This is a genomic window from Bremerella sp. JC817 (assembly GCF_040718835.1).
Classification (GTDB): Bacteria; Planctomycetota; Planctomycetia; order Pirellulales; family Pirellulaceae; genus Bremerella.
The window spans coordinates 1-13,037 of the sequence record NZ_JBFEFG010000280.1; the positions used below are offsets into that span (position 1 = coordinate 1).

The window sequence follows — 13,037 nt, forward strand, 5'->3', positions numbered from 1 at the left end:
TAGCCGTAGGGGAACCTGCGGCTGGATCACCTCCTTTCTAAGGAAAACTTTTGGTTCAAGTGGTTTTCACGAACCCAACGAACCCAAAAGTGGGACGACCACCGATCACTCAAGCAAGTCACTACCTTATTTATATTGAAAAGCCTCTTAGAGCTTCACAGCTCTAAGAGGTTTTTTCATGCGCTGACGGCATTTGAAAAACGACCTGCACCTATTCCTCGCCAGCTTCTGCCTCAAACTCCGCTCGCTATTGGCGAATCGGCTCCAACCATACTCGATGCATCTGAACTTGATGTTCGTGGCCAATCGGCTCAAACACTTCTAAAGCCTGGGTAAGATGCAATTCAGCCGTCCTCCACATCTCGGATTGGGCTGACTCGAATCCTTTCTCCCAGCCCATCTCCTAAGTTCTAGCGATTTCCCGCTCGAGAACCGACAAGTTGACAGTAGTCAGGGCAGAGCCTTCTGAAATATCCGCCTCCGGTCGCACGCCAGAACATTCTCGTAGCAGGCAATCACCTCATGTACGTTCGTTTCTCTGTCTCCCAAGGGTAGACCTTCTAGCCCGATCACGAGTCAACCTCCGGGATTCGAGCGAGACTAGCGTTGGGTCAGCGCATAAAAAATGTTGCCTGGCGGTGAATGCCCGGCAACATTTTCAGATTTTCTATCCGCGTTTTATCGACGACGGAGAGCGAACGAACGGTTTGAATTGCCGCGAGTTCGCCCTTTCGGGAATAGTTTCAGCTGAGCTCTATTTGCTTTCCTTCGTGTCGACCGGGTCGCCATCGAAGGTGACGGGAGTTCGCACTTCGGGAATCGCGTAGCGAGTTGTTCGGGCCAGGTAGTCCTGGGCCAGGACCAGTTCGATTCCCTGGTACGACTCGTCGAAGCGTTTGCCGCGGTAGCGAACGTGGAAGGTGATCTTCTGTGTTTCGCCGGCCGCGATGTGGCCATGCGTGTGGTTCGGCGAAATGCTCCAACGCGAATCACGGCTCGCTGGCGTCAGCGTGAAGTCGATCGGGCGATCGGACGGATTGCTGATCGTCGTCGTGATCGTCCCTTCCTGCAGGCCATCTTTCGCTTCGGCGAGTGTGGTGGTGACTTTGGGCTTTTCATTGGCAAGCTTGATCGCCTGTTGCTGAAGTTCTGCCGTGATCTCACGCACGTCCATCGCGTCGCCAACCGGGAAGGCCGCCATGGCGACCTGTTTCGGACGGACCGTCACCAGGTGGTACTGATGCAGATAGCCGGCCGACGGAATCTTGCTCGATTGACCGCCACCCACCGTGGCCAAGGTCACGTATTCGATTCCGTCCTGGGGATCGTAGCGCATGTAATGGATATGGCCAGCGAACACCGCGGTCACGTTACCGGAATCTTTCAGCAGTGGGTGAACGCGTTCTTTCCAGTCGTTCCCGTAGCCACCGCCCAACCAACGTGGATGATGCAGGAACAGGAATTGATGATCGCAGTCCTTACCCCGGACGATCGCTTCTTTTAGAAACTTCAGCTGCTCTTCGCTGATCTTTTGAGCTTCCGGCTTTTGAAAATTCTTCTCACCGGTCTTAGGGTCGCCTTCATCCGAGTAAAGCACGATGAAGTTGCAGTTCTTGTGCTGGAACGAGTACCAGAGCGGGCCGAAGTGCATTTCGTAATGCTTGTCGTGTTGCCCTGGCAGAATGTCAGGATCGTTCAGCGGACGCCAGTAGACGTCGTGATTGCCAGCCACTGGGAACCATGGACACAGTAGCTCTTTCATGATCGCTTTGAACTCGCGCATCTGAACGAGCCACTTGTCGGTCTGGTTGTAACCGTTGATCAAGTCGCCAACGGTCATCACCAGATCTGGTTCGATCAAGTTCACGTCACGGACCGCGTCGGCCAGGATGTTTACGCCAGCATCTGGGCCGCCAGTACGATCGCCGAAGACTGCGAAGACGAAGGCATCTTCTTCATTCGGCAGCGGCAGCATCACCTGGCTCGAACGCGTCGTGTAGAAACGCTTTTCGCTCGGATCTTCCGTGGCGTGGTGATGATTGTGATGGTGCATATGCCGATCGTGCACCAAGTTAGGGGTCTCGCTGACGGGCTTTTCCTGGGCAAGGGCAGGGGAGATCCCCAGCAAGCAAACGAGAAGTGTGGCTAGAAAGGAGGAAGGAGTTTTCATCTTCAGGCGGGGCCTTTCGGAGTGGAACATGAGAACCGAAACAGGTTGGACTGAAACTAGCCCACCATCCCGCTGACGTCCAGTTCCCCACCACGAACACGCACTGAAATGCCTGTTAAGTTCACATGAAGTGCGTCCCGCCGCTTCGAAAACCCCCATCCTGTGCGGCACCTATGGCACTGCAGGTGTCAATTTGCTGCGTCGTTACACCCCAGCAGGGCAATTGGCCATTTCGTCGACTTCGTCCGAATATTGATCGATGAATTGCACGAAATCGTCCTTGCAGGACTCGAACGCTTTGACCACTTCCGGGTCGAAGTGCTTGCCACTGTTTTCCAGGATGATCTGTTCTGCGTAGTCCGTTGAGAACGCGTCCTTATAGATCCGCCGTGTCGTCAGGGCATCGTAGACATCGGCCACGGCGACAATCCGAGCCGACAACGGAATCTCAATGCCACTCAAGCCAAACGGATAGCCACTGCCATCCCATTTCTCGTGATGAGCCACGGCGATGTCACGAGCCATTCGCAGGAATTTCGCCTTCGGAAACTTCTTCAAAGCAGCATCGAGGGTGTCGGCACCGATGATCGTGTGCTTCTTCATGATCTCGAATTCATCGTGCGTCAGCTTGCCTGGCTTCAGCAGCACGCCGTCCGGAATTCCTACCTTGCCGATGTCGTGCAGGGGGCTCGTCTGATAGATCAAACGAACGAATTCACCATCGATCGCCTGAGAGAACTGTGGCAGCTTGGCCATCTCTTGCGCGAGGCGTTTTGAGTACTGGCGAACGCGTTCCAGGTGTTGCCCTGTTTCCGTATCACGCGACTCGGCCAGGCGAGCCATCGCAAAAATCACCAGGTCACGTGTTTCCAGACCAACCAAGCGAATGCCCGCGTTGATTCGCGCCAGCAGCTCTGGCGGATTGAACGGTTTGACCATGAAGTCGTCGGCACCCGAAGCCATCCCTTCTACGATTTCATCGTTACGACCGCGGCTGGTAAGCAGAATGCAGTAGATGTAATGATCGGTGAAGCGGCAGCGAATCTCGCGGCACAGCTCCAAGCCATTCATCACCGGCATCTCCCAGTCGGTCACGACGATTTGAATTTCGTTCTCTTCGAGGATCTCGATCGCTTCGCGCCCGTTGCCTGCGGTGAAGACCAGAAAGCCTTCTCTCGTCAGGTAACTTTGGATCATCTCAATCGCAATATCGTCGTCATCGACAACCAGGATGCTGATTCGTGTGTCCAGGTTCATAATGCCACCTCCTGTTCCATGGCTGCATTCAACAACCGCCGGATTGCTGTTTCGCATGAATCGAAGTTTTGATTGAGGTCGTGAACCATTTGCTCGTAACCATCTGTCCGTTGCTCCCGAGCTGCCAGTTCGATGGAACCAGCCACTTCGGAAACAGAACGGGCCGCCACATTCGCTGCCATACCCTTCAGGCTGTGGGCAACCTGAACGACCTGATCGATTCGTCCTGCTTGGATGTGCTGCTGTAGGACGTCGATTTCCGACTTGGCCTTGGCAGCAAACTTCTGAAGAACTCGTCGCACTAAATCTTCGTCTTCACCACAGCGTTCGCGGAGCTCGTCCAACGAAATCTGTTGTTCGACGTCGATCATGTCTGCGGGAGGCTCACTTGCCGAAAGTGGCCTTGGCGTATCTACGGCTCGCAGGTCGAGCTGCTTGAGAATCGTTTGAATCAGTTCCTGGCGGTTGACCGGTTTCATGACGTAATCGTTCATGCCGGCGGCCATGCAGCGTTCTTGATCTCCCTTAATTGCTTGGGCGGTCAAAGCCACGATCGGCAAGTTTTCCAGGGAGGCAAGTGTCGTTTCTGCCAGGTGACGGATCTTGCGAGTCGCCTCGAAGCCATCCATCTCCGGCATTTCACAGTCCATCAGCACCAATTGAACCTCTGCCTGGGCAACCTTGTCGACCGCTTCCCGGCCGTTCTCCGCCAGCAACACCTGGAACCCTTCCGAGGTCAAAATTTCGTTGGCAACCAGTCGATTAATTTCGTTGTCGTCGACAACGAGGATCGTCTTGCCTTCGTGGCGTCGATCGTTAATTACCTTGTCTTCCTGGCGATTGACCGGCTTCGACGCACTCGATTTTCGTCCGCCTGAGAGCGACACCAGAGTGTCGAGCAATCGCGACTGACGAATCGGCTTGGTCAAACAGGTCATGTCCAACCGCTTCAAGGTTTCGCTCGAGATGTCGCGATCGTACGACGTCAGCATCAAGAGCTTCGTCGAGCGGAACTCGCTGGTGTCGTAGATCCGATCAGCCAGTGTCAGGCCATCCATCTCGGGCATGATGTGGTCGAGGATTGCCAGTTGGAATGGCATGTTGCGATCGACCGCTTCACGCATCAGGTCGAGCGCTCGCACACCGCTGCTGGCGGTGGTGATCTCGACGCCCCACGACTGCAGTTGTTCTTTGAGAACCTGCAGGTTCATGTGATTGTCGTCGACAGCCAGAACTCGCAAGCCGGTCACGTTTGGAATCACATCGCAGGTGGAACGTTCGACTGCTTTCAACGGAACGGTGAACCAGAACGTTGAGCCCTTACCCGCTTCGCTGGAAACACCAATCTCGCCTCCCATCAGCTCTGACAACTGCTTGCAGATGGCCAAGCCGAGGCCCGTGCCGCCATACTTGCGGGTCGTCGAGGCGTCGACTTGCGAGAACGCCTTGAACAGACGATCGAGTCGCGACTGAGGGATCCCAATACCGGTGTCTTCCACCGCGAACTGAACGACTGTATGACCTTCCATGTTCGGATCGCTCTGCTTTTCGGCCAACGTCACGTGCAGGTTCACGCCACCATGTTCGGTGAACTTGACGGCGTTCGAGAACAAGTTGATCAGCACCTGGCGGATACGTTCCGGATCGCCGATGACCGTGGTTGGCACATCCTTGCTGATGCAACAGTTCAGCTCCAGGCCACGCGTGCGTCCCTGAGGCGAGAACAGTTCAGGCACCGACTCGACCAGGTCGTGCAGGACGAACTCGGACGATTCAAACTCGATGCCGCCTGCTTCGATCTTCGACAGGTCGAGGATGTCGTTGATCAGGTGCAGCAGCGTTCCGGCCGAGCTTTTCGCCAGGTCGACGAATCGTTGCTGGTTGTCTTCCAGGTGCGTCGTTGCGAGCAGATCGAGGAAGCCGATGATGCCGTTGAGCGGCGTACGAATTTCGTGGCTCATGCTGGCCAGGAAGTCGCTCTTAGCACGGTTGGCAGCTTCCGCCGCGTTGCGTTCCGCCTCGAAGTAACGTGCTTTGCGTCGCTGGGTGATATCTTCGACAGTTCCCTCGTAATACATGAGGTGACCGTCGGCATCGAATCGCGCTGAGGCGTTCTCCGAAATCCACATCGTCTCGCCATTGGCGCGTCGGATCTCCGACTCGAAAGCAAAGATCACGCCATGCTGCTGGATCGCATCGATGAACTCGGCGCGGCGATCCGGTTCGACGTAGACCTGGGTAGCGATGTCGGTGATGGAATGACTGATATCGATGAGGTTTTCATAACCGAGCATCCGGGCCAGGGCAGGGTTCACCGTCATGAACTGCCCTTCCGGAGTCGTCTGATAGATCCCTTCGACGGCGTTCTCGAAGATGCCGCGAAACCGAGACTCTGCCTCGGCACGCTGCTTCATTTCAGAACTGACACGCTCGAGAACCCGGTTATATTCCGCGGCGATCTGCCCCACCTCGGTATGCGGTTCAATATGCACTTTTTTCGTGAAATCTCCATCCTGTCGATGCTGTGACATGTTTTCCAGCAAGTCGATCAGTTCTGTACTGGCACCATGTTCGGAAACATTCAGGCCAGCACGCTCGTGTTCTTCGGTGGTGCGCAGCGGGAGCACGGCGTTGACCAGATAAATCAACGTGAACCCACCGACGAAGGCCAGCAGGAAGCAGGCCCCGACACCTTTTAATTGAATGAGAAACTGAGACCAGGCCGTCATCCCTTCGCCAAAGTGGCTGGGGTCGGCCAGAAACGCGAGAGCCAGCGTTCCAAAGGCACCGGCACAAGCGTGCGCCGGAAACGCGCCGATAACGTCGTCGATCTTCAGTCGTGGTAACAGTTCGGTCACGATGCAACAGATGACACCTGAACCACAGCCGATCAGCACCGCAGCCCACGGCGCAACGATGTGGCACGAAGCCGTAACACCCACCAGGCCTGCCACGACACCGTTCATGGTGTGTCCGACGTCAGGACGGCGGTGATAAAGCCAAGAGGTCACCAAACAGGCCAGGCCGCCGAAGGCTGCTGCCAGATTCGTATTCACGATAATACGTGGCACCGAATCGTTCATCGCCAGCGTGCTTCCACCGTTGAAGCCAAACCAGCCGAACCAAAGCAGCAGCACACCAAACGTTGCCAAGGTCAGGTTATGACCATGAATGCCAGGACGTTCGCCGTCGAAGCGACCGATACGTGGGCCAATAATCAATATGGCAGCCAGCGAAACCCAACCGCCGACCGAGTGAACCACCGTCGAACCAGCGAAGTCGATAAAGCCCTGCTTCGCCAGCCAACCGGTCGCCGTGCCTTCCGCCAACCCACCCCAAGCCCAATGACCAAACAATGGATAGATAAGGCCTGAGACCAACAAGGCGATCACGAAGTAGCCGCGGAAGCGAATACGCTCGGCAACCGCCCCAGAGATAATGGTGGTTGCCGTACCGCAGAAAACCATTTGAAAGATAAAGAAGGCCATCAGCCAGGGAGAAGTGTCTTCCCCAGGGCAGAACATCGTCGTTCCAAACCAGCCGTGGTAGCTGGCCCCAAACATAATGGCGAAGCCAAACACCCAGAAGACCGCCGCCGAGACGCAAAAGTCGACCAGGTTCTTTAGGGCGACATTAAAGCTGTTCTTGGCACGGACCAGACCACTCTCTAATAAGCAAAAGCCACCCTGCATCAACATGACCAGGGCAGAGCAGAGGAGGATCCAGGCGATATCAAGTTGGGGAAGGGCGGACGACATGAATCAAGTTTTTCCGTGTAAATTGCGCACGAACATCACGCCACCCATCGTTCCGCCTAGAACCGACAGGAAGCCACGCTACGCACCTCCCACCCATTGGGGATCCCGTAGCCAATCAGAAAAACTTAGGTCGTGAATGTTTTTTGGCCACACAACGGCTGAACCAGTATGTGACCTAATTTTGCTCACCTATGGCATTGGCACGACATGTCGTAGGGGCTGTGCCGCTATTAACGAGACGCGATGTCGACCAGCCCACCTGTAAGTTGGATCGGAACTCTTAAATATTCGTTAACCCGCAGCGGAAATCGCGCGCAGTTGGAAAATCTCGACATCGACGCCTGGTGAGAAGTGCGCAAAAGATGGTGGAGTCGTATAGATTCTGACCCCACCACAAGACGTTAGCGATTGGTCCGATTCCAGGAGGGAGACTTCGCGAGCGGGATAGGGCACGTGATGCACCTGACCAGAATAGATCCGTCGGCGATACTCCAGAAACAATAGGTAGCGTTCGAGGAAGAAGAACTCGATTGAATCGGGGTCGAAAGGCCCGATCTCGCGACCGATCTGATAACGCACCTTCAAACGGCCGTCGCTCCGCTGCCGCTGCAGGATGTACTCGATCAGGTCGCCTCGCCGTGTTAGTTCCATCTGGGCGTGGTAATACGGAAGCGACCACAACCAGCGAGCTCCCCAGACAGCCAGCCGACTGGCCGCGTCGAGCGACAGAAAGTAAACGCCAGGCCGACCTTGATAGTGGACGTAGGTCCGAACGTTCGTTTCCAGAAAGTTCATCCCAGCCCATTTCGGCCACGATGCGTTCCGGACGCCAAGCATGCTGAAGGGGACCACACCGATGTAAGCCTGACCGTCGAAGCAATCGATTTCGAGTCGCGACGGCACCAGCGGCCGCAGCATTTCGACCGGCACTGGCCAATGAAGAAACAACAGATCCCGCCACTGCTGGAATCCTCGAGCCGGGCCTTCAGGGCGGAGCGTGGGAGTAATTCGATCGATCATGGAGGTTTGCCTTGCCGTTTCGGTTCTCTTGGTACTAACCGTTCCGGTAAAGCAATGGCAACGCACGATGGCTCAACTACCAATGCGGAGTGGTCCACAGCCCGGGACCGATAGAGAGTTCGGCGACCTTCCCCGACTGGGCATCGATCATGCAAGGCTTCGGAGCCTCGCCATCCTGAAACTTCATCATCATGAGTAGGGCCCCATCGGACGAAGCCGCAGCGAATCCGAATCTGGGAAACCCATCGTGAAACTTCTTTCGGTCCTTCCCTTCCAGATCACAGGTGTACCACAGGTCGTCTGGGGCCTCGAAAAGAATCCGCCCTTGCTCGGCCAAGAACACCGGCTGAGCCCCTTCGCAGACCTTTGTTACGTTCCCCTCCATATCGAACAGAGCGACCTCGGAAAGCCGCGTGTTATTCCATCCCTGGTTGGTCCGAACCACGCCGAGCCATCCCTTCGAGTCCGGCATCCACTGCGAAATTAAACAGTCCTGGGCGCCACCCACCGGTCGCGAAAGCCCCGAATCGATATCGATCAGGTGAATCCGCGATTGAAGAATCCCAGCCGTCAGATCCTGCCGTTGCACCGAGAGCATGCTTCCGTCCGGCGATACTTTTGGGAACAAGCTGATCCCTTCCAACAATTCCTGACTTCCCAGGCGACGATGTTCGTGCGTGTTTAGATCGATCTCGAACACGCCGATCGTCCCCAAACTTGGAATCGATCCAGTGAGGTAAACGTAGTCGCGGTCGGGCGAGAAGGTGGCACTGACGACCTGTCCCAGGGAATAGGGGACCCGACAAAACGCCCCGGTCCGCACGTTCACGATGCATTCCTGCCGCTCGCGTGACTTGTCGCCAGGTCGCCACATCGGTGCATTCGACGCGATGATGACATCCTCGAGCATCTCAGCACCATCCCAGATGCTTGCGGTATGGTCTTCGTAGCCAACCTTATCCACGTCCGTCAGATTCGGCACGGCACGAGTCAGCCACCGGACATTCTTCGTATAGACTTCCTGCTGCATCGCCCCAGACTTCTCGAAGACGCCGGTCTTCGTGTTGATGCGAACTTCCGAGCCATTGTTCAGCAGATCGGCGAAGTCGTTCGCTTTTTTCTCCAAGGATGGATTGGGCTCGGTCGCCACCGAGAGCAATTGCAGCATCTGCTCGTATAGGGGTTCGTACTCTTCGCGAATCTCTGGGGCCAATGGAGCTCGATAGACGGCCGTATCCCCCTCGTACCGCTCGAAGTCGCCGATGGGAAAGCTACTGTCGATGTAGGCCATCAGGTCCGATCGGGCCAGGAAGTGATAGAACAACGGCTCGGCCATGATCGCCTCGAACGCAACCCACTTGCGATTGCCCAAGGCATCTTCCACATACCAGTAACCGTCTCGCTCGATGACGATGACCTCTTTGACCGTCTTCCCGTCCATGATCGAAGCGAGTTCGATCCGCCGACGATCGTGCAACTGCACGATGTCCATGACGACAGTGACCTTCTCGTTGAGCGGAAACTCGCACGTCCACCGCAGCGAGCGTGTTTCAGCTTGCTCGAGGAACTTCCGTCCCCTTTCTGCCAACTGTTCCAGATCAGGAGCCTGAACATCCTCAGCCGATGAAGCCGTCACCAAACCAACGACCAACAGCAACCAGGCAACACCACCATGAAGAAAGAAACGACCGAACATTCCCAACAAGCCTAGCGAAGAGGACCAAGAATCGAGCCAGAAGTCCTTCTAACCTATCGCATTCGCCACCGAAATGCACTCGTGAAATGAGACAGATTACGCAGCGACCGGGATCAACTTGGGGCGTGGGATCTTCACGCCATAGATGCCGCCGCTGTTCTGATAGAGTTTGGTGAAATCGTGCTCGAGGAACGTGTACAATTCCGGCGGTGGCTGCTTGATCAGGTACTGATTCGAGAGCACCGCCATGTGCTCGTCATATTCTTTCTGACTCGAAGAGTGGGCATAACATCGACCTGGATGCCGTCGGATGTCACCATCGAAATCTGGGCTGATATGCCACAGCTCGTGGAAGATGGTGATCATCTTCTCCGAGAAACTCATGTTCTGAAACCGCGGCAGATAGAAGCTCAGGATGTAGAGCATCTCACGGCCATGCTCGTCGAAAAGCATCTGACAGGCGTACTTATGTCCGCGACGCGTCGTGTAGCGGGCACCTTTCTCGAAACGCATCGGTGTCAGCGTGGCGAACACACCATGTGTCGATTCAATTCGCGCCTGAACGATGGCGACCGCGACCCGCGACATATCGATATGCTTCAGCTCCGGCATTCGCTCGGTCATATCGACTACCAGGCGTCGCATCGCAAACGTAAAATCAAACCCCCGACGCCCTACCGAACGATGGAGTTGTATCCGCCCCATCGATTTCGCCGGGACTGTCTTGGACCGTTTGGTTGTCGCTTTTCCGGCGGTGTTTGCCTTGCGTCGCCGGGAACCTGAGGATCGTTTCACGCCGTGTCCGTCCATGAAAAAAACCGCTATACCCTGGCGAGTATAGCGGTTCTCGTATTTCGTAGCGATGCGAATCGCGAGGGGCTGTTTAGCCTTCGCTCTTTTCTTCGTTTGCTGGAGCTTCTTCAGCCGGGGCTTCCGCGACTGGAGCTGCCTTCGTTTCTTCGTCGTTGTCGAAGGCTGGACGTTCGGCTTCGGTCTTCACGCGATCGCGTTCGTTACCGACAAACTCCAGAATGGCCTGCATACCAGCATCGCCCAGACGTGGCTTAGCGAGCTTCAGGATGCGAGTGTAACCACCATCGCGATCAACGAAGCGTGGAGCGATCTCATCGAACAGAATTTCGACGGCACGCTGGTTACCGAGCATGGCAACCGCACGGCGACGAGCAGCAACAGCAGGAGCCATGGCGGCGTTCCACTTTTGCCAGTCTTCGCTTTGACGCCACTTCTTGTACTCATCGGTGTTCGGCTTGGCCGAGGTTGCGAACTGTTCCGCTTCCTTCAAAGCCGGCAAAGCCTTCTTTGCGACGGTGATGCACTTCTCGACGTAAGGACGCAGTTCCTTCGCCTTCTGCACAGTCGTCACGATGCGGCCCTTGATCTTGGGCGTGTTGTGACCCGTTCCTGGCGTATCGGCCGCCAGAAAGTCGCTGTACAGGTAGTAGCTTTCGTTGACGTCGTCAGGACGTTCCGTCAACAGCAGGCTGCTGGCCATGTTACGGAACAGAGCTTTGCGGTGGCTCGAAGAGCGTCCGAGTCGTCGACCTTTTCGTAGGTGTCGCATGGTACTTCTTGAATGTTGACAGTGCCGTGATGGGCAAGGGTTATGTCGTTAACGGAACGTCCGTTCTAGTGCAACGGGCTCGCAGCTGCAGGAACTCGCATGCCCAAGTGCAGGCCGTATTCCTTCAGCTTTTCGCGAACTTCAGTCAGCGTAGTTTCGCCGAAGTTGCGGACTTCCATCAGTTGATCTTCGGTACGACGAACCAGATCGCGAACCGTGTGGATGTTTTCCGATTCGAGGCAATTCGAGGCACGAACCGAAAGGTGCATTTCGGCCAGGCTCATGTTGAGCTTGGCTTCCATGACAGGATCCAATCCGCTCGGGGTCGAACGACTTGGCATGTTGATCGTGGCACCCAGTTCGTTGTATTGCACGAATGGATTGAGGTGCTTTCGCAAGATCTTGGCCGCTTCGACCAGAGCCATCTCTGGGTGAGCCGAACCATCGGTCCAGATTTCCAGGATCAAGCGATCGTAGTTCGTCTTCTGACCGACGCGAGTTTCCTCGACGGTGTAACGAACGCGAGTCACCGGGCTGAACACGGCGTCCACCGGAATGATTCCGATTTCGTGTTCGGCCGAGCTGTGTTCGGTCGAAGGAACGTAGCTGCGACCCGATTCGACGACCATTTCCATCATGAATGGAATCTCGCCGGTCACGGTGCACAAGTGCAGATCTTTGTTGATGATCTCGACGTCGGCATCGCACTGGATGTCGGCACCGGTGATTTCGCAAGGGCCCTGCTTTTCGATCGTGATGACCTTGGTCATCTCGCTGTGCTTCTTGACGACCACCGACTTCACATTCAGGACGATGTCGGTCATGTCTTCGACAACGCCAGGAATGCTGGTGAATTCGTGCTGAGCGCCACGGACCTTGATCTGCGTGACGGCCGCACCCTCGAGACTCGAGAGCAGGATGCGTCGCATGCTGTTGCCGATCGTCGCTCCAAAACCGCGTTCAAACGGTTCGGCGATGAACTTGCCGTACTTGGAGGTGAGGGTCTCGGCTTCGCAAGTGACAACACTCGGCAATTCCAGCCCGCGCCATCGAATATGCATAGTTCGCTCCGTTATGTTCCGTGCTGCTATGAGTGTCTTGAGTCCGCCTGGTTAACGCTGCCAGAGAAGGACGCGAATTAGACGCGACGCTTCTTGGGAGGACGGCAACCATTGTGCGGGATGGGAGTGCAATCTTCGATCGACTTGACCGTCAGACCAGCGGCAGCCAGAGCGGTGATCGCACTTTCGCGACCACTTCCTGGACCGTTGACCTTGACGTCCACTTCACGCAGACCGAACTTCAGGGCCTTTTCAGCAGCTTGTTGAGCCGCACACTGCCCAGCGAACGGGGTGCTCTTACGGCTTCCCTTGAAGCCACAAGTACCGGCACTCGCCCAGCAAAGCGTGTCACCCTTGGAATCGGTGATGGTCACCTGGGTGTTGTTGAAGGTTGCCTTGATATGGACAACCCCTTGCTGCACGTTACGCCGTGTCTTTCGCTTTACGACCTTGGCCACTTAACTATCTCCCACCACAACGGGCGTAGCTTCAA

The 13,037-nt window shown here is 55.8% G+C and carries 9 protein-coding genes; all 9 read right to left on the reverse strand.

Annotation, left to right across the window (positions count from 1 at the left end):
- Positions 1–754: 754 nt before the first annotated feature.
- The 9 genes from AB1L30_RS18165 to rpsK all read right to left on the reverse strand — a co-directional run bounded on the left by AB1L30_RS18165 (position 755) and on the right by rpsK (position 13,002).
- Positions 755–2,170, reverse strand: coding sequence for a metallophosphoesterase (locus AB1L30_RS18165; RefSeq protein ID WP_367014826.1), 1,416 nt, complete (start codon positions 2,168–2,170; stop codon positions 755–757).
- A 204-nt stretch (positions 2,171–2,374) separates the two neighbouring features.
- Positions 2,375–3,427, reverse strand: coding sequence for an HD domain-containing phosphohydrolase (locus tag AB1L30_RS18170; protein ID WP_367014827.1), 1,053 nt, complete (start codon positions 3,425–3,427; stop codon positions 2,375–2,377).
- Positions 3,424–7,185 (reverse strand): ammonium transporter, encoded by a 3,762-nt coding sequence (gene amt / locus AB1L30_RS18175; RefSeq protein WP_367014828.1) that lies wholly within the window; start codon positions 7,183–7,185, stop codon positions 3,424–3,426. Before amt ends, AB1L30_RS18170 begins: the two co-directional genes overlap by 4 nt.
- Before the next feature lie 291 nt (positions 7,186–7,476).
- Complete coding sequence (locus AB1L30_RS18180) at positions 7,477–8,205, reverse strand: DUF2071 domain-containing protein (RefSeq protein WP_367014829.1); 729 nt, start codon at positions 8,203–8,205, stop codon at positions 7,477–7,479.
- 76 nt (positions 8,206–8,281) lie between these two features.
- Positions 8,282–9,901, reverse strand: a complete 1,620-nt coding sequence (locus tag AB1L30_RS18185; RefSeq protein ID WP_367014830.1) for a hypothetical protein — start codon at positions 9,899–9,901, stop codon at positions 8,282–8,284.
- 96 nt (positions 9,902–9,997) lie between these two features.
- On the reverse strand, positions 9,998–10,546 hold the full coding sequence (locus tag AB1L30_RS18190) for a putative metallopeptidase (RefSeq protein WP_367014831.1): 549 nt from the start codon (positions 10,544–10,546) through the stop codon (positions 9,998–10,000).
- A gap of 238 nt (positions 10,547–10,784) precedes the next feature.
- Positions 10,785–11,483, reverse strand: a complete 699-nt coding sequence (locus AB1L30_RS18195) for a L17 family ribosomal protein (RefSeq protein ID WP_367014832.1) — start codon at positions 11,481–11,483, stop codon at positions 10,785–10,787.
- Positions 11,484–11,548: 65 nt separating this feature from the next.
- Positions 11,549–12,544: a DNA-directed RNA polymerase subunit alpha gene (locus AB1L30_RS18200; protein ID WP_345090784.1), complete on the reverse strand. Its 996-nt coding sequence runs from the start codon at positions 12,542–12,544 to the stop codon at positions 11,549–11,551.
- A gap of 77 nt (positions 12,545–12,621) precedes the next feature.
- The gene (gene rpsK / locus AB1L30_RS18205) at positions 12,622–13,002 is read right to left on the reverse strand and encodes a 30S ribosomal protein S11 (protein ID WP_105356381.1); all 381 of its coding nucleotides are present in this window, start codon (positions 13,000–13,002) and stop codon (positions 12,622–12,624) included.
- Positions 13,003–13,037: the final 35 nt, after the last annotated feature.

Bases quoted from the DNA above. Each gene is read 5' to 3' on its own strand.
- AB1L30_RS18165 (WP_367014826.1), bottom strand. From the start codon at position 2,170: ATGAAAACTCCTTCCTCCTTTCTAGCCACACTTCTCGTTTGCTTGCTG.
- AB1L30_RS18170 (WP_367014827.1), bottom strand. From the start codon at position 3,427: ATGAACCTGGACACACGAATCAGCATCCTGGTTGTCGATGACGACGAT.
- amt (WP_367014828.1), bottom strand. From the start codon at position 7,185: ATGTCGTCCGCCCTTCCCCAACTTGATATCGCCTGGATCCTCCTCTGC.
- AB1L30_RS18180 (WP_367014829.1), bottom strand. From the start codon at position 8,205: ATGATCGATCGAATTACTCCCACGCTCCGCCCTGAAGGCCCGGCTCGA.
- AB1L30_RS18185 (WP_367014830.1), bottom strand. From the start codon at position 9,901: ATGTTCGGTCGTTTCTTTCTTCATGGTGGTGTTGCCTGGTTGCTGTTG.
- AB1L30_RS18190 (WP_367014831.1), bottom strand. From the start codon at position 10,546: ATGCGACGCCTGGTAGTCGATATGACCGAGCGAATGCCGGAGCTGAAG.
- AB1L30_RS18195 (WP_367014832.1), bottom strand. From the start codon at position 11,483: ATGCGACACCTACGAAAAGGTCGACGACTCGGACGCTCTTCGAGCCAC.
- AB1L30_RS18200 (WP_345090784.1), bottom strand. From the start codon at position 12,544: ATGCATATTCGATGGCGCGGGCTGGAATTGCCGAGTGTTGTCACTTGC.